At 32.4% G+C, this 17,712-nt stretch carries 19 protein-coding genes; 6 read left to right on the top strand and 13 right to left on the bottom strand.

From position 1 onward, the window contains the following. Positions 1-108: 108 nt before the first annotated feature. The 4 genes from rpsJ to rpsL are packed head-to-tail and all read right to left on the bottom strand — an operon-like array spanning position 109 to position 3,434. On the bottom strand, positions 109-414 hold the full coding sequence (rpsJ, locus tag N4A42_RS10025) for a 30S ribosomal protein S10 (RefSeq protein ID WP_007650482.1): 306 nt from the start codon (positions 412-414) through the stop codon (positions 109-111). Between the two features lie 13 nt (positions 415-427). Further along, entirely contained in the window at positions 428-2,554 is a 2,127-nt protein-coding gene (fusA, locus tag N4A42_RS10020; RefSeq protein WP_294073510.1) for an elongation factor G, read from the bottom strand. A 6-nt stretch (positions 2,555-2,560) separates the two neighbouring features. After that, positions 2,561-3,037, bottom strand: a complete 477-nt coding sequence (rpsG, locus tag N4A42_RS10015) for a 30S ribosomal protein S7 (protein WP_294073508.1) — start codon at positions 3,035-3,037, stop codon at positions 2,561-2,563. Between the two features lie 22 nt (positions 3,038-3,059). Then, a complete protein-coding gene (rpsL, locus tag N4A42_RS10010) occupies positions 3,060-3,434 on the bottom strand; it encodes a 30S ribosomal protein S12 (RefSeq protein WP_008269190.1) in 375 nt (124 codons plus the stop codon). A 257-nt stretch (positions 3,435-3,691) separates the two neighbouring features. Between rpsL and N4A42_RS10005 the strand changes: the two genes are divergently transcribed. Together N4A42_RS10005 and rlmB are read left to right on the top strand one after the other, a co-directional pair. After that, positions 3,692-5,335 carry a POTRA domain-containing protein gene (locus N4A42_RS10005; protein WP_294073501.1) on the top strand — a complete coding sequence of 548 codons (1,644 nt, stop codon included), beginning with the start codon at positions 3,692-3,694 and terminating at the stop codon, positions 5,333-5,335. Between the two features lie 79 nt (positions 5,336-5,414). Further along, positions 5,415-6,149: a 23S rRNA (guanosine(2251)-2'-O)-methyltransferase RlmB gene (gene rlmB, locus N4A42_RS10000; RefSeq protein WP_294073499.1), complete on the top strand. Its 735-nt coding sequence runs from the start codon at positions 5,415-5,417 to the stop codon at positions 6,147-6,149. Positions 6,150-6,153: 4 nt separating this feature from the next. Here the strand turns inward: rlmB and N4A42_RS09995 are convergent, their stop codons facing one another. Continuing rightward, positions 6,154-6,897: a rhomboid family intramembrane serine protease gene (locus tag N4A42_RS09995; RefSeq protein WP_294073497.1), complete on the bottom strand. Its 744-nt coding sequence runs from the start codon at positions 6,895-6,897 to the stop codon at positions 6,154-6,156. 104 nt (positions 6,898-7,001) lie between these two features. Between N4A42_RS09995 and N4A42_RS09990 the strand changes: the two genes are divergently transcribed. After that, a complete protein-coding gene (locus N4A42_RS09990; protein ID WP_294073495.1) occupies positions 7,002-8,279 on the top strand; it encodes a replication-associated recombination protein A in 1,278 nt (425 codons plus the stop codon). Here N4A42_RS09990 and N4A42_RS09985 read toward each other — a convergent pair. The 4 genes from N4A42_RS09985 to radC all read right to left on the bottom strand — a co-directional run bounded on the left by N4A42_RS09985 (position 8,276) and on the right by radC (position 11,839). Beyond that, positions 8,276-9,061 (bottom strand): hypothetical protein, encoded by a 786-nt coding sequence (locus N4A42_RS09985; protein ID WP_294073493.1) that lies wholly within the window; start codon positions 9,059-9,061, stop codon positions 8,276-8,278. The two genes, N4A42_RS09990 and N4A42_RS09985, sit on opposite strands and share 4 nt — an antisense overlap. An 8-nt stretch (positions 9,062-9,069) precedes the next feature. Next, positions 9,070-9,756: a YjjG family noncanonical pyrimidine nucleotidase gene (locus N4A42_RS09980; protein WP_294073491.1), complete on the bottom strand. Its 687-nt coding sequence runs from the start codon at positions 9,754-9,756 to the stop codon at positions 9,070-9,072. Further along, the gene (locus N4A42_RS09975; protein ID WP_294073489.1) at positions 9,753-11,048 is read right to left on the bottom strand and encodes a polysaccharide deacetylase family protein; all 1,296 of its coding nucleotides are present in this window, start codon (positions 11,046-11,048) and stop codon (positions 9,753-9,755) included. Before N4A42_RS09975 ends, N4A42_RS09980 begins: the two co-directional genes overlap by 4 nt. 92 nt (positions 11,049-11,140) lie before the next feature. Next, complete coding sequence (radC, locus tag N4A42_RS09970; protein WP_294073487.1) at positions 11,141-11,839, bottom strand: DNA repair protein RadC; 699 nt, start codon at positions 11,837-11,839, stop codon at positions 11,141-11,143. A gap of 61 nt (positions 11,840-11,900) precedes the next feature. Here radC and N4A42_RS09965 point away from each other — a divergent pair, with 61 nt between their 5' ends. After that, the gene (locus N4A42_RS09965) at positions 11,901-12,344 is read left to right on the top strand and encodes a DUF1569 domain-containing protein (protein ID WP_294073485.1); all 444 of its coding nucleotides are present in this window, start codon (positions 11,901-11,903) and stop codon (positions 12,342-12,344) included. A gap of 94 nt (positions 12,345-12,438) precedes the next feature. Here the strand turns inward: N4A42_RS09965 and N4A42_RS09960 are convergent, their stop codons facing one another. Continuing rightward, the gene (locus N4A42_RS09960) at positions 12,439-12,903 is read right to left on the bottom strand and encodes a hypothetical protein (protein ID WP_294073483.1); all 465 of its coding nucleotides are present in this window, start codon (positions 12,901-12,903) and stop codon (positions 12,439-12,441) included. 25 nt (positions 12,904-12,928) lie between these two features. After that, positions 12,929-13,081: a hypothetical protein gene (locus N4A42_RS09955; protein ID WP_294073481.1), complete on the bottom strand. Its 153-nt coding sequence runs from the start codon at positions 13,079-13,081 to the stop codon at positions 12,929-12,931. Positions 13,082-13,254: 173 nt separating this feature from the next. Between N4A42_RS09955 and N4A42_RS09950 the strand changes: the two genes are divergently transcribed. Continuing rightward, on the top strand, positions 13,255-15,096 hold the full coding sequence (locus N4A42_RS09950; protein ID WP_294073479.1) for a cystathionine beta-synthase: 1,842 nt from the start codon (positions 13,255-13,257) through the stop codon (positions 15,094-15,096). A gap of 328 nt (positions 15,097-15,424) precedes the next feature. Further along, positions 15,425-15,727 carry an immunity 53 family protein gene (locus tag N4A42_RS09945; RefSeq protein WP_294073477.1) on the top strand — a complete coding sequence of 101 codons (303 nt, stop codon included), beginning with the start codon at positions 15,425-15,427 and terminating at the stop codon, positions 15,725-15,727. A 66-nt stretch (positions 15,728-15,793) separates the two neighbouring features. Here N4A42_RS09945 and N4A42_RS09940 read toward each other — a convergent pair whose 3' ends face one another. Together N4A42_RS09940 and N4A42_RS09935 are read right to left on the bottom strand one after the other, a co-directional pair. Further along, entirely contained in the window at positions 15,794-16,273 is a 480-nt protein-coding gene (locus tag N4A42_RS09940) for a hypothetical protein (RefSeq protein WP_294073475.1), read from the bottom strand. Between the two features lie 55 nt (positions 16,274-16,328). After that, complete coding sequence (locus N4A42_RS09935) at positions 16,329-17,192, bottom strand: hypothetical protein (protein WP_294073474.1); 864 nt, start codon at positions 17,190-17,192, stop codon at positions 16,329-16,331. Positions 17,193-17,712 lie beyond the last annotated feature (520 nt).

Raw genomic sequence — 17,712 nt, 5'->3', positions numbered from 1 at the left:
AATCGAACTAACAAAAAACAATTAATCAAAAAACAAAACAGTCCAAATAGTAAAACTATTTGGACTGTTATCTCTATTTTAAATTCCTGAATTATTTCAGGATATTAATTACACTTTTATTTCAACTTCAACTCCACTTGGTAATTCAAGCTTCATTAATGCATCAATAGTTTTTGAAGAAGACGAGTAAATATCTAATAATCTCTTGTAAGAGCTTAATTGAAATTGTTCTCTAGACTTCTTATTAACGTGTGGTGAACGTAACACAGTGAAAATTTTCTTGTGTGTTGGTAAAGGAATTGGACCTGTTACAACAGCACCTGTGCTCTTTACTGTTTTTACAATCTTATCAGCAGACTTGTCAACTAAATTATGATCGTAAGACTTTAATTTTATTCTAATTTTCTGACTCATTTTCTTATTAGTTTTAAGCTTCTACGCCTTTAGCTGCTTTGATTACTTCTTCTGATATATTAGATGGTGTTTCTGCATAGTGAGAGAACTCCATTGTAGATGTTGCTCTACCTGAAGATAATGTTCTTAATGACGTTACATAACCAAACATTTCAGATAATGGAACATTTGCCTTTACAACTTTAGAACCTGCTCTATCGCTCATGTCATTAACCTGACCACGACGACGGTTTAAGTCACCAACAATGTCACCCATACTTTCTTCTGGTGTTAACACTTCTAATTTCATGATTGGCTCCATAATTACAGCTTTAGCAGCTTTTGCAGCAGCTTTAAATCCTAACTTAGCAGCCAATTCAAATGATAATTGATCAGAATCAACATCGTGATAAGAACCATCCGTTAAAGTTACTTTCATAGCATCTACTTCGTAACCTGCTAATGGACCATTTACCATTGCCATTTTGAATCCTTTCTCTACAGAAGGAACAAATTCTTTTGGTACGTTACCACCTTTAATTTCAGATACGAACTCCAAACCTTGTTTACCTTCTTCAGCTGGTTCAAGTGTAAATACAATATCTGCAAATTTACCACGTCCACCAGATTGTTTCTTATAAACTTCTCTGTGTTGAGCGCGTTGTGTAATTGCTTCTTTGTACTCTACTTGAGGCTGACCTTGGTTAACCTCTACCTTAAACTCACGCTTAAGACGGTCTACAATAATATCTAAGTGAAGCTCACCCATACCAGAAATAATTGTCTGACCTGAAGCTTCGTCTGTTCTTACAGTAAATGTAGGATCTTCTTCTGCTAATTTTGCTAAAGACATACCTAACTTATCTACATCTGCCTTAGTCTTAGGCTCAACCGCAATACCAATTACTGGATCTGGGAAGTCCATAGATTCTAAAACAATAGGATTCTTTTCGTCTGATAATGTATCACCTGTTTTAATATCTTTAAAACCTACAGCTGCACCAATATCTCCTGCTTCGATATACTCGATAGCATTTTGCTTATTAGAGTGCATTTGATAGATACGAGAGATACGCTCTTTTTTACCAGACCTATTATTTAACACATAAGAACCTGCGTCTAAACGACCAGAATACGCTCTAAAGAATGCTAAACGACCTACAAAAGGATCTGTAGCAATTTTAAATGCTAAAGCTGAAAATGGCTCTTTTACATCTGGCTTTCTAGATATCTGGCCCTCTGTATCTGGATCTGTACCAACAATAGCATCTTTATCTACTGGTGAAGGTAAATAACGACATACTGCATCTAATAAGAACTGTACACCTTTATTTTTGAATGCAGAACCACAAATCATTGGTATGATAGACATATCCATTACAGCAGCTCTAAGTGCAGCATGCACTTCTTCTTCTGTAATAGAATCTTCGTCTTCCATGAATTTTTCAAGAAGGTTTTCGTCGTAACTAGCAACCTCTTCTATAAGCTTAGCTCTTAACTCAGCTGCTTCTTCTTTTAATTCTTCTGGAATATCAATAACATCAAAAGTTGACCCTTGTGTTTCATCATGCCAAACAATAGCACGGTTTTTAACCAAATCAACAATACCTTTAAAATCTGCTTCATCACCAATATTCATAACAATTGGCACTGCATTAGACCCAAGCATATCTTTAACTTGTTGACATACTGCCATAAAGTTAGATCCTTGACGGTCCATTTTATTTACAAAACCAATACGTGGTACTTTATAGTTATCAGCTAATCTCCAGTTAGTTTCTGACTGAGGCTCAACACCATCAACAGCACTAAATAAGAATACTAAACCATCTAATACACGCAAAGAACGGTTCACCTCAACAGTAAAGTCAACGTGACCTGGAGTATCAATAATATTAAAGTGATATCCTTTTGTATCTGGAGTTTTTTGCCCATTTTCTATTGGAAAATTCCATGTACAGGTTGTAGCAGCAGAAGTAATAGTAATACCTCTTTCTTGTTCTTGCTCCATCCAGTCCATAGTAGCAGCTCCATCATGCACCTCACCTATTTTGTGAGACACACCTGTATAATAAAGGATACGCTCTGTAGTTGTAGTTTTACCAGCATCAATATGTGCTGCAATACCTATATTTCTTGTGAATTTTAAATCTCTTCCCATTTCTAATTAAAATCTAAAGTGTGAGAATGCTTTGTTTGCTTCTGCCATTTTATGAGTATCTACTCTTTTCTTAACGGCCGCACCTTCTTCTTTAGCTGCAGCTAATATCTCTGCCGCTAAACGTTGTGCCATAGATTTTTCGTTTCTCTTACGCGCATAACCAATCAACCATTTCATAGCTGTTGATACTTTACGGTCTGGACGAATTTGCATTGGAATTTGGAATGTTGCACCACCAACACGACGGCTACGTACTTCTACGTGAGGCATCACATTAGATAAAGCGTCTTTCCATATTTCTAAAGCTGTTTTTTCTTCGTCGTTCTTTTTCTCCTCAACAATATCAATTGCATCGTAGAATACTTTAAAAGCTACAGACTTTTTACCATCCCACATCATGTTATTCACAAAACGTGTCACCAACTGGTCGTTAAACCTTGGATCTGGTAAAAGCGGTCTCTTTTTTGCTGCTCTTTTTCTCATGTCTTCTTTTTAAAGTTTTAAATTACTTTTTAGGGCGTTTTGCACCATACTTAGATCTACGTTGGGTACGACCAGCAACACCTGCTGTATCTAACGCACCACGAACAATGTGATATCTAACTCCTGGCAAATCTTTTACCCTTCCACCTCTAACTAATACTATCGAGTGCTCTTGCAGGTTGTGACCCTCTCCACCGATATATGCATTTACCTCGTTTCCGTTTGTTAAACGAACCCTTGCCACCTTACGCATTGCTGAGTTAGGTTTTTTCGGTGTCGTTGTATAAACACGAGTACATACACCACGTCTCTGAGGACACGAATCTAAAGCAGCCGATTTACTCTTCTTAGTTATTTTGGCTCTTCCTTTTCGTACTAATTGTGAAATTGTTGGCATATATTTCTATATAAATATTTGTTTAACCCTCACTTTTGAGGGCTGCAAAGGTAGAAATATATATTTATTATTCAAATAGTTGAGAATTTATTTTTCAAAGAACCATAAGAATTCATTTTACACATATATTTAATAATATATTTTTACGTTGTTAATTAAAAATGACAATCACTTCACCTCAAAAAGTGATAAAAAAACGACTTCATTACTAAATGCTTAAAACTATCAGGCTTTTTTTCATAATTCATATATTGATTTTGACAAATCAAATTAATAGTCAAAATCTAAACTTAAAAGTAATTTGTGAAGACAAAGCTAAATCTTCTATCGTTGATTCTATAGGATACACAACTTCTTTTAAAAACTACATTAGTATTAATACCGAATTAAACAACTTAAAAACCAAATTATTAAGACTAGGGTTTATAGACACAACACTTGATAGTATTACAAAAAAGAATGACACTCTATTTAAAGCTCATTTTTATTTAGGCTCAAGAATAAGTAAAATAAGAATTAAATATGACTCTACCTTTAATACCGAATTACTAAACTTCATAAACCACACTAAGGGAGATGATTTTTTTGAACTTAATATTAAGCAGCTAGAAAACTCCCTAAATGAGCTTAACTCAAAAATCGCAGAAGAAGGTGATCCTTTTTCCACGCTACAACTTATTAACATTCATAAAGACAACACTAAGTTAATATCTGCCGAACTTAAAATTACAACCCATCAAAAAAGGCGCATAGACAAAATCATTGTAAAGGGTTATGAAAAGTTTCCACAATCTTACATTAAAAGATACATGAAGCTTAAAACAAAAAAGGCTTTCAATTTAAATGAGATTAAAGAAAAAACAGAACTTCTAAACAACATACGCTTTGCTTCAAAAATAAAAGATCCAGAAGTACTTTTTACAAAAGACTCTACTACACTCTACTTATATATAGAAAAAACACGCGTAAACACTTTTGATGGCTTCCTTGGCTTTGGAACTAATGAAAACACAAATAAAATTGAGTTTGACGGTTATTTAGATTTAAGACTTGTCAACAATCTTAATTTCGGAGAAACCTTAAATCTATATTACAAAAGTGACGAGATAGATCAGCAAACCTTTAGAGTTGATGCAGATTTACCCTATTTGTTTGGTTCACCAATTGGGCTACAGGTTGGATTACACATTTTCAGAAAAGACACCACATTTTCTAACGCTAAACAATATGCCAAGATTAATTACCAAATAAACCCTCAACACAAAATAGCTGGAGGAATTTCATCTACCAACTCATCTAACCTATTAGAAAACGACACTTCAATCTTAAATGATTACACTTCTAATTATTACACTTTAAGCTACAATTACACCAAACCACAATTTTACAACACACTTTTCCCCATTAACTTCTGGATTGATTTTTCATCTGGTTTTGGTAGCAGAAAAAACGATGCAGGAAAACAAAGCCAAACAGTTTTTAATTTAGACACTTACAAAATCTTCAACCTAAACCCTAAAAACAGTATCTACACTAGATTAAATGGCGCCATTTTAACTTCCGATGATTATTTAGACAATGAGCTTTTTAGGTTTGGAGGCATTAATTCTATTAGAGGTTTTGAAGAAAACAGTTTAGTCGCTAATCTTTACGGCGTAATTAACACCGAATACCGTTACCGCTTAAGCAACAGCGTATTTATTCATTCTGTTTTAGACGCTGCGTATTTTGAAAATCAAATAACCAACACAAAAGAAAAATTGTTTGGATTTGGATTTGGCTTAGGCTTATTAACCAATGCTGGCCTTTTTAGACTTAACTACTCTAGTGGAAAATCTGAAAACAGACAATTTAGATTATCAGACTCTAAAGTACACGTTAGCCTAACAGCTACTTTTTGATTTTTTCCACAAAACCACTTTTCGCACTATAAAAATCAAAAAATTAGTCGCACGCTAATTTGTTTCATACATTTGCCTTATGAAAAACGAGACTACTATTTTTGGAATAAGAGCAATAATTGAAGCTGTTAAATCTGGTAAAACTATTGACAAAGTATTTATACAAAAAGGATTAAGAGGTGACTTATTTCAAGAGTTAGAACATCTATTACGATCTGAAGGTATAAACTCATCCTATGTACCAATTGAAAAATTAAACCGATTAACCAAAGGAAACCACCAAGGAGCTGTAGCACACATTTCACCTATTAAGTTTCATAATATTGACGACTTAGTACTTAACTCCATTGAATCTGACAAAACACCGTTGTTTTTATTATTAGATCAACTAAGTGATGTTAGAAATTTTGGAGCTATAGTTAGAACAGCAGAATGTACAGGAGTTTCAGGAATTATTATTCAAAAAAAAGGAGGAGCTCCAATAAATGGAGACACAATTAAAACAAGTGCTGGAGCCATATTTAAAATTCCTATTTGTAAAGTAGACCACATTAAGGATGCTGTATTTCACATGCAATCTTCTGGAATAAAAGTTGTTGCCGCTACTGAAAAAGCAACTGACTTAATCTATGATGTTTCTTTTAAAGAACCTTGCGCTATTATAATGGGCTCAGAAGGCAAAGGTATTAATCCATCAGTATTAAAAATAGTAGACAACAAAGCCAAACTTCCAATCCTAGGAGAAATAGAATCACTTAATGTTTCTGTTGCATGTGGTGCTTTTTTATATGAAGCCGTAAGGCAACGTTGTTAATTATTTAATCTTTTTTTGAATCTTTAAAAATGTAATTGATTTTTGAAGACATATCTACATGCGAATTGTCTTCATCGTCCTCTTCTGGCAAGACTTCAATAAAGTTTCCATCTTCATCAAAATGTTTCATAAAAGGATCTTCTCCCTCATTATAATCTGGTTCTTCCCAAAGGTAGCGCTCTGGTTTAGCAACCTGTTTTCTAAACACTAAAGCAAATAATAAACCAGTAATTAAACCCCCTAAATGTCCTTCCCATGACATACCTTGCTTAATAGGAAACACATACCAAATCATACTACCGTACAAAAAAATCACCATTAGAGACAAGGCTATTAATCTATAATGTTTTGCAAAAATGCCTTTAAAGAAAATAAAACTCACTAAAACATATATCAATCCACTTGCACCTATATGATTACCTGAGTTTCCGATTATCCAAGTCAAAAAACCCGACAATAGAACACCATAAAGAATGACTTTCCAAGCAATCTTATTGTAGAAATAAAACAAGGCTAAGGACAGTACCAAAAGTGGCATAGAGTTATTATACAAATGATTAAGATCTCCATGCAAAAATGGACTCGTAAAAACACCTAAAAGCCCTTCAACCTTTTTTGGTCGTATGCCGAATGATTTTATACCATAATCTATATTGGTTTGATACCAAAACACCAACCATAACAAAAGCACCATTAATAATGGATAAATAATAATTCGGTTAGAATATTTAAATTGTTGTTTTGACATTCAATACTTTTCTATTCTCTTCTTCAAATTTAAAACCAAAATAGAATTGCATGAAATATTGTCACAAACCCTTTCTTTCAGTTCTCATTTTGTAATTTTGATTTATGAATATTCCCTTAGCAGAACGCCTTAGACCAAAAACTCTTAATGACTACCTCAGCCAGCAACATCTTGTTGGTAAAGACGGCATGCTATATCAGCAAATTAAAAGTGGAGTTATTCCATCATTAATACTTTGGGGACCTCCTGGTATTGGAAAAACAACTCTAGCACATATCATTGCCAACGAATCTGAACGTCCTTTTTTTAAACTTAGTGCCATAAACTCTGGCGTAAAAGATATTAGAGATGTTATAGATAAGGCTAAAAAAAGTGGAGGTTTATTTACTGCTAAAAATCCTATTTTGTTTATTGATGAAATACATCGTTTTAGTAAATCGCAACAAGATTCGTTATTAGAAGCTGTTGAAAAAGGCTGGGTAACCTTAATTGGTGCCACAACTGAAAACCCAAGTTTTGAAGTTATCTCTGCATTACTATCGCGTTGCCAAGTTTACACATTAAACGCCTTTAGCAAAACCGATTTAGAAGCACTACTTCAGCGCGCAATGTCTGAAGATGAAATTATTTCGAAATTAAAAATTGAACTAAAAGACACTGAAGCTTTGCTTAGATTTTCTGGAGGTGATGCCAGAAAACTACTAAACATATTTGAATTACTCGTTAATTCCTTTGAAGACGAAACCATAACAATTACAAACGAGCTCGTCACAAAACAATTGCAAAGCAAAGCTGCGCGTTACGACAAAACAGGTGAACAGCATTACGATATAATTTCAGCCTTTATTAAGTCTATTCGCGGTAGTGACCCTAATGCTGCAGTGTATTATTTAGCACGAATGATTGAAGGTGGTGAAGATGTGAAATTTGTTGCCAGACGTTTACTGATTTTAGCCAGCGAAGACATCGGTAACGCTAACCCAACAGCTTTGGTAATTGCAAACAACACCTTTCAGGCGGTTTCTGTAATCGGTAATCCTGAGTCTCGTATTATTTTAAGTCAATGCGCAACATATTTGGCAAGTTCACCAAAAAGCAATGCTGCCTATGAAGCTATTAATAAAGCGCAACAACTCGTTAGAGAGACAGGCGATTTATCGGTACCATTATCTATAAGAAATGCACCTACTAAACTCATGAAAGAGTTGGGTTATGGAGACGATTATAAATATGCTCATAACCATGAAAACAATTTTGCTAATCATGAATTTTTACCTGAAGAAATAAAAAACACAACACTTTACAACCCAAGAAATAACGCTAGAGAAAATGCTCAACGTCAATTTTTAAAAGCGAGATGGAAAGAAAAGTATGGATATTAATCAAATTTAATCTCTATAGATTCTATTTCTATTTTGTTATCAGTACTTTTAGCTAACACCCAATTATTATTTAATTTATAAACTAACGCATCTACTCCTTTAACTATATATACATTTTCTTTTCCTGAATATAATAGAACATAAACAAGCTCTCCTTTATTATTCATTAACTTATAGTTTAAACCACCAAACAGTTGAGCTTTATAAGGATCCTTCTTAACATTATTTAAAGTATTGGTCTTTGCTTCCTTTTTTTTCTCAATACTCTTTGGTTTTACATCATCACTTACTTCTACAATATCTTTTTTTACAACTTTCTTTTCTATAGGTTTTACTTCAACTGCTTCATACTTATATTCTAACTCTTCTATAGATTTAAACGCGTTTTTCAATGCTTCATTATACGCTTTTTTATAGTCTTTTTCTCTACTTGAGCCTATTTCCGTTTTATACACTTCCTTCCCAAAACAATTACTAAGGACTATTTCTAGTTTAGTAGCAAACAAACCGCCCTTAATTTTGTTAACATTAGCATAAAGCGCCTTGCAATTATCATTATTTAACTCTTCAGGAAATTTTTCTTCATCAAATAGAGCAATAAAGCCCTCTTGCTTAAATAAATATCTGGTTAAAGTATTAAGCCTATACTGATCATTTTCACTAATAAAATCATATTTTAAAGGTATTATCACATATTTATAGTTGTTAATATCCCTCTGTGCCAGTGCGCTAAGTCCAACACCTATAAAAAGTATTACGATTGCTATTTTCTTGTTCATCATATGTTCTTTTAAAGATAGTTTTCTATTGATTTTAAATCCGTTATTCTTTTAAATCCATTGGAATTGTTTAACCCTCTACAATCAAAATAAATAGTTTCCATACCAATATTATCAGCACCTTGTATGTCGGCTTCTAAACTATCACCTATCATTATACTTTCGGCTGCACTTGCATTAGCTGCATTCAATGCAAAATTAAAAATCTTTGGATTAGGCTTTTTTACACCAACCATTTCAGAATTAGTAATGGTTTCAAAATACCCTTTAATATTGGCATTATTCATTTTACGTTCTTGAGCTTCTTCAAACCCATTGGTAATAATATGTAATTGGTATTTATCACTTAAATAATTCAGGATTTCTATTGTTCCATCAAACAAGTGATTAAACGTTGTGAGATAATCTATATAAGCAACAGACAAATGATTAATCATTGTGTCATCTACATCTACGTGTATTGCATTAAACGCATCTTTTAACCTGCCATAACGTAAGGCTGATTTAGAGATTTGTTCTTCTCTATACAGCTTCCAATACTTAAGGTTTATTGGCTCATAAACATCTAAAAAACTTTGAAGCTCTACTTCAATATTATTTAAGCTGAATATTTTTTTAAATGTTAGACCAGAGTTTTTATCAAAATCCCAAAGGGTGTGATCTAAATCAAAAAACACATGCTTTATTCTATCTTTCATTCTACCGATTCTAATATTAAATTAAAAAGCGATCTATATCCTTTCCAAAGGTCTAAATCACTAAATGCATAATTATGAAATATTGGAACAAATCTACCATTTACAGCTTTTATTTCGTCAATAAGTTTTTGCAAATGTTCTTTTTTGTCTAACTCTGATTGATACTTTAAAAGTCCATTATCTAAACATTGATAAGGATTAATCTGCAACGGTGTTTGCACCTCATAATCTAAATCATAAAACTGAAATGGCGTACATGTACCTGCTCTAAAACCAAGCGTATCAATATAACCCATTGTAAAGTCTCTATTAACTTCTAACTCAATTAAATTTCTATAAGATTTCGGAAGATTTAACTTAGAAAATGAATGCCTAACAGCATTTAATTCTCTATTAACAATAGCTTCCATTTTCAACTTTTCTTTCTTTAAAATAGAAATATCATCTAAAGCAAAATAAGATACCTTTATGCCAACGTCGCAATAATCTGCTATAGATTTTATAAGCGATACAAATTCCTTTTTGTTTGTGCTGAGGTTTTTATCGTAAGTTGAATAATCTCCAATTAAAAACAGAACCATAAACTTAAAATCGCACTGTTTTTGCTTGGTAATAATCCATTTAAACGTATCATAAGGATCGCGTTTAAACCCCATTAACACTGAATAACGCTGGTACAATTGCTTAAACTTAAATCTACCAATATCTGATATTGTACCTCCAATTGTTCGTAACAATCCCTTTTTTCTAAAATAGTATGCCATTGGCACATCTATAACTGGTTGCACGCTATAGGTTCTTTCTGGAAATAAAAATTCTGGGAAACGCTCCTTTAAAACCCCTCTAAGTTTGTATGCCCAAATATCTACTACTGGCTGATTTAAAAACTTATGTTTATATGCCAAACTCTCTTTGGCCATAAAACGACCAAACTCATCTTTAACATGTGGCAAATATTCCTCATAACGACTTAGCAGGTAAAAAGATGCTGCAAAAACATCGAATGGCAAATCACTACGCTCACCTGTTACAAAAAAGCCTTTAGTATTATCCCAAGAATGCACATTAATGTCTAGATCAGATAAACCTTGCTCAAACAATAAGGCATGGCTTCTTACAAACAACTCACTACTTAAAGGCTGCCTAGTATAAGACATCTTAAGACTATTGTGCGCAATGAAATCTTCAACTTTTGATGTAAACTTTACCTCTAAACCTAAAATACGCTTACAGATATGCTTAAAGGTAAACTTAAGACGTGGTGTAATTTTATGTGTATAAACTAAAAGCAAATGGTTCAATTTTCAATTTCTAAAATCCAAATTTCAAATCGCTTTATGGGAAATTGGAATTTGGTGTTTATGATTTGATTTTTTTGACATTCTTACAGAATACCTTCATCAGCAAAACTAAAATACATTTTCTCAGTAACTATTAAATGATCTAATACTTTTATATCTAAACTTTGGGCAGCTAATTTTAACTTCTTTGTAATTGCTTTATCTGCTTCACTAGGTTTTAAAGTCCCTGAGGGATGATTATGACACAAAATTAAAGCTGTTGCACCAACTTCTAAAGCCGTTTTAAGAACTAATCTTACATCAACTAAGGTACCTGTAATACCTCCTTTACTTAATTGATTTTTACGGAGCACTTTGTTAGAATTATTAAGGTACAAAATCCAAAATTCTTCGTGAGGCAGTTCACCTAAAACAGGTTGCATCATATCAAATACAGAACGGCTCGATGTTATTTTAGTCAACTCTAAAGTTTCTTCTAATCGTCTTCTTCTTCCTAGCTCTAAAGCAGCAGCAATAGTAATTGCTTTGGCTTCCCCAATTCCTTTAAATTCCATTAATTGTTTAATAGATAATTTCCCTAAAGCATTAAGATTATGATCTACACTTGCTAAAATTCGTTTGCATAAATCTACAGCACTTTCTTCTCTGCTGCCAGATCCAATAAGAATTGCTACCAGCTCTGCATCACTAAGAACAGCTTTTCCTTTATCTCGTAATTTTTCTCTGGGCTGATCATCTTGCGACCAGTTCTTTATAGAAAATGAGTTTGTATTCTCGGACATGCTCTAAAGATAAAAAATTGTAACTTGAAGCATCAAAATAATTCAACTAAAATCAATCAAAATGAAATCTATTTTTGAAGAAAACGCTTATAACGAAATTATGGAGCGCGTTAACAAACTAAATGGAAGTACAACTGCGATTTGGGGAAAAATGAATGTTGGTCAAATGGTTTGGCACTGCCAAGGTCCTTTAAATATTCTTTTAGAAAAAAACAATTATGACATGAAACCGAGTTGGATTGCTAAATTGTTTTTTAAAAAATCGTTATATAATAACAAACCATGGAAAAAAGGTTTACCTACAGCTAAATTTCTAAAAACAAAAGACACTAAAGATTTTACAGTTGAAAAAACCAAATTACAAGCACTTATTCAGGAAGCCTATTCACATAAAGACAAAACAGAATGGAATCTACACCCTGCCTTTGGGTATTTTACAGCACAACAATGGGGACAAATGCAATACAAACATTTAGACCATCATTTTAGACAATTTGGAGTATAACTCAATGGTCGTTCACAGTATACAATAAACAACAATCATAAATCAATTCCACCCAATATAGCATTAAGCAGTGTTCACACATGCTATTTAAAAATTAATCTTGAATTTCGTAAGAATCTAATCGTCTAATAATAGCTGGAATATCCTGACTCACAAAAGAAGATGTATCATAGATAAGTCCAAAACCATCTGCATAGTAAAAATGATCTAAACCTGAAGCCTGTTCACCGTTAGACAAAACAGCATAACGTTGCGTATAGGTACTAATAAATGTACCAGCTTCAACTGTAATCTCATTATCCAAAGCAATAAGTTCGTCATAAATAGTTCCCCAATCTGTTATGGTTTTAGGTATTGCAGTAAAGTCGTTATTAGCATACTTAATTGTACCATCGTCCCAGACTAAATACCCCAAAGAATCTCTCAGTAGTTCAAAATGTTCTCCATTTGCGTTGCATAACGAAATGTTATTTTCGTTTCCTGTTGTAAAACGTCTAAACTTATAGTAGGTATTATCATTAATAACTTCTGTACCAATGATGCTTATTGAATCAATCACACCAGTATCATCATAATTTTGCGTATTAACTATTATACCTATAATTTTTATAGACCCATTTATTACCTACGGTAAGCGCATAAAAATTAGACTCTAGATTTTGACCTTCGTTATTATCTGATGTTGAACAGGAAGAACCTAATAAAGCAATAAAACATAGATATACTATTCGTTTCATAATTGTTGAGATTGATTAATGTTAGAAACGTAATAGTGCTTTATATTTTTAAAAAAGATTGGTTAAACTTTACAGCTAACGCACTAGAAATTAACTTATTGTTTTATTATTAGAAGATTTTACATAAATACTGAACTAACGTATCTTTGCAGACTAATTGAAAGTTATAAAACATGCAAGATCATAAAGTTCTAAATTATATAAATGAAGTGTTAGACAACATGCCAACAGACTGGCTTAATCTAACTACACATCGCTTAGATATTTATAACGAATCTTTAGCCAAGACCGAATTTACAGAAAAATTTGAAAGCTTGTATGATTCTAAAAATGTTAATCAAAATGCATTAGCAGAACTACCTACAGCATACGATTACATACGTTTAGGACATCCTTTGTCTTGTATACTAGAATGGACAATTGCTAAACTTAATGATTTAAACTCTGAAAATGTTATTAGTTTTTCATCAGAAACTATTGCGGTATTAGCCATTTTACGCACAAACCTTTTAGAAAATAAAGCTACCCGAATTCTGTATACTAAAGATCTACCAAAAGGGTTTAACGCAGAACTATTAAAATCGGTTTATAATTATAATTTCGAGATTAAACAGGTTGAAAGCACGAGCACTGTTGAAGCTTTTGAAGGTTCTACTATTTTAATTTCTAATTCTCAACAGATTGAAACCAGTCTTCAGGATAAAAATGTTGATTTTCATGTTAATATTTACCAAGGCCTAGGAAGTATTTTAAGCATTTCTAAAACTAACAGCAACACTATTGCAGCTATACAACATGTAAGACGTAGAGAGACCATTGCTATGACGCCTGCTAACTGTATTATTGCACTAAATGCTTTGGTATCTCAATCTGCATTTAATTATCCTGATTACCATGTAGAGAGCAATAAATCTCAGGTTTTAAGCACTATAACTAACATTAATAACATTAGTTCTAAACCATTAGTTGGCTCTAGTGGTTTATCAATTCAGTATGCGATTATGATGGGCTTGATTGATGATGCTATAGAGAAACACCCTGAAAAGGTCATAACGTTTATTGTACCTACTAACTGCTACGGAGGCACCAATGATCAAGCTAGGCGTATTGCAGCCTGTATAGACAATGTAGATGTCTTAGACTTACAAGTAGATGGTGATAATGATATGGTAAGTAGCTTAGAGGTTGTTTTGGACAAAGTGGCTAAAGAAGATGCTGTGCCTTATATTATAGCAGAGATACCTACCAACCCACGTGTTGAAGTTCCTAATATGGAAGCCTTAAAAGCGGTTTTAACTAAAAGCAGAGAAACCACAACCAACACAACAGCTGTTGCGCCTGTTTTTATCTTAGACCAGACTTTTTGCCCAAACCTTCAGTTTTTAAGTAATGACAGTTTATTATCTTCTGTAAAGACTATAGCTTATGTTAGTGGTTCTAAGTTTCCTAGTGGAGGAAAATGTACTGCAGGCTATTGTGTAGCTAACCAAAGTGCAGAAAGCTTAATTGCAAAGATTGAAACCCATCTTTTAATATGCGATAATGAAGCTACAGATTTGCAATATGAGATTTTGGCCAAGCAAATGCCCTCAATGCTACAACGTATTGCAGATGCTTATACTAACACTAGAGCTTTTGTAAGTTTTATAGAATCCACTTTACCAAACGCTAAGATTAATTTTGTATCTGAAGAGCTTGCTGAACAAGGGTTTACACCATCTGTATTTTCGTTAGATCTACCTACAAAGGGCAACACCGCAGAGGAAAAGGAAGCATACAAACGCGCCTTAAATCTTAAGCTTATTAATTTAATGATTACTGAAATCCCTAACGAGAGTAAGTACTGTGTAAGTTACGGACAACTAAAAGGCTGTTATTGGACCATACCAGCAACCTCAACACAAGGCACCACCAAAGAAGGTGATAAAGACTATATTGCTAGGGTTGCGGTTTCACCAAATTTGGATTTAGATAAGCACAAAGAGGTATTTAAAGCATTTGTTGAGTGTATTTAGCTAACGTTTTTTTAAAGTGATGCTAGCTTTAGATACTAATTAGTAATACCAAAACACAGTTACAGACCGCTATATATATTGGGTTTTATATGGGTTAGACCCGAGTTACACCCGGATTTAACCCGACTTAAATACGGGTGAACCCTTAATTTGAATATGCTTTAATCTATTACTGAAGTAAAGCTTAGTTAATTAAAATAAGTTTTAATTATTTTAAGCGCTACGGAAAACAAATACATGTAACGAGAACAAATTAGTAACGCAACTGGTTCTTGATACATTTTTTTAAAAAGAAAAAATCGCTAGAACTGACGAAAAAATTAAATACATGGAAATTTTAGAATGGATACAAAATTGGTTTAAAGCCAATTGTGATGGAGACTGGGAAAAAGGTGATGCCATACAAATTACAAACATAGATAGTCCTGCAGGATGGGATGTTGAAATTGATATCTCAAAAACCTCTATTGCTAATTTTGAGATTAAATGGGTTCTTAACGAAAATGGAAAGCAAGATTGGTATGGTGTAAAAATTCAGAATCAAAGATTTAGAGCTGCTGGTGATGCTACAAAACTGACTTTTCTACTCAATTTATTTAGAGAGATGATTGAAAAGATTGAGAATAAATAAATTTTCACTTTCCCAAGGTTTATATCTTTTAAAATAAATCTTACTCGAATCTGATAATCATAAGTGTTAATCGGAAGTACCAATAATAATGTTGTATAAATCAGTAAAACTTCTTATTGAAATAAAGAGAAGGTGCACACATAAAAAAGCATTAAACAACATGCATAAATAAATAGTTGTCATTGCGAATGAATGACCGAATGAAATAAATAAGATATTGAATGATATTAGAAAAAATTCAATAAGAGCAGTGTATGATAAATTTATTAGCAAATATTTATAAAGAGTTATCTGCTTACCATCAATCTTATAATGAGTCATGTACTCTTTAATTTTCGCCAACTTATCAGTAGAAATAATAACTGTAATTAATGTTAATGTAAAACCAACTAAAATACTCAAAGTAGAAAGTATTGTATTAGACGTAGAATTAAAAATAGCATCAAGAATAGTTATGTCGGAAACATTTTTAGACAGGAAATAAACACCTATAACAGAGAAAATTAAAGGCAAAACAACTTCAAACACAAGATTTTTATATCTCATATTCTTAAAAAAGTCAATAAGAATTATAAAGAATTCTCTATACATTATATTTACGTTATAACAAATTTTCTATTTTATTCAAAATATCAACACTACTGACCTCTCCAGTTGCATTATTAACCTCTACTACCAATGAATCAACCTTCTGCAATATCTCTGTATCAATGATTGAATTCGCATTATTCTCGTCTGTCCCTTCAATTCGAATTTTATTAACAACAGTTGTAGTTCCAGCTAAAAATTTACTCATTGTTTCAATAGCAAATGCTTTAATATCTTTTCTATAGTCAGCTGAAACTTTTAACTCCACTACATCCTTTACATTTTGAGTTCTACCAGAAAAATTGAAAGTATCACTTCCTAATACGCTCTTTTCGACAAAAACACTTGCCGTTTTTATCCTATTTAACTTATTTAAAACTTCTTGAAGATTTTCATGAGCAACAATCCACTCTTTATATAGGAGGCTAGGTAAATCTTCCCCTAAATCTTGCTTATGATTATTGTAAATGTATTTAAAATAATTAACAATCTTCTTGATTCCAACACCTTTACCATTAGTTTCTAAAAGAAGGAGGCAGTCGTCACTCTCAAATTTAATTATTGCATGAGTCATTTCCCCCTCACCCTCTGTCAAATTTTTAGGGTTAGGTCTTTCAATCAATGTTCTAACATCTATTAAATCAGACCTATAACCTGAGGAAGCTGACTTAAAAATTATTCTATACAAATCGTTTTCCTCATCAAAACTAACATTACTTATAAAACATGTTTTACGCTCTATTGTATAGGCTTTATCTTCTATATCTAAAGTATTTATGTAATTTAACACACCTTTTAAAGATTCAGCGACACCGTAAGTATAACTTCTTCCAACCTGTTTTTGTTTCAATGAATAAAACTTTATTTTTCTTTTCATAAACATCTAATTTTTAAGATGTTAAATTTATAAAATAATGAAGTAATTATGACTATTACAAACAATATTTTCAAGTAAAAATCAGAACCTAATCTTTACTCCATATCAAATATGAAATTATAAAACATTAAAATAATACTCTGAATTCAGAAAAGCTCAGACCCGTTGCTATCTCACACTCAATTTTGAAATCGAAAATTTAGTGTAAGTTAATCTATTATTGAAAAGAAATTAATTATGAGATCCTGAGACTAGTTCAGGATGGCAAGGGCTTAAAACTGATATTACTGCATTATAAACTAGAGGTTTTTGCTTGTGCGGGAATGGTAGAAACTTATAATACTGTTTTGAATTGTTATATTAGCCGATGTTCTATTATAAAAGATGGCCTTAAACTATAGTTTCTTAAACCTATTGATATTACTTGGTGCTATTCAGGGGTTTTTGCTATGTTTCTTTATCTATCAAAAACGAAAAAAGAATCCTAAGGCGGTTTTATTTTTTATACTGTTTTTATTTT

The sequence above is a fragment of the Winogradskyella sp. genome (assembly GCF_025210595.1).
Taxonomy (GTDB): Bacteria; Bacteroidota; Bacteroidia; order Flavobacteriales; family Flavobacteriaceae; genus Winogradskyella.
The sequence above is the reverse complement of the archived record's forward strand: the minus strand, read 5'-3'. Positions and strand labels throughout refer to the sequence as shown.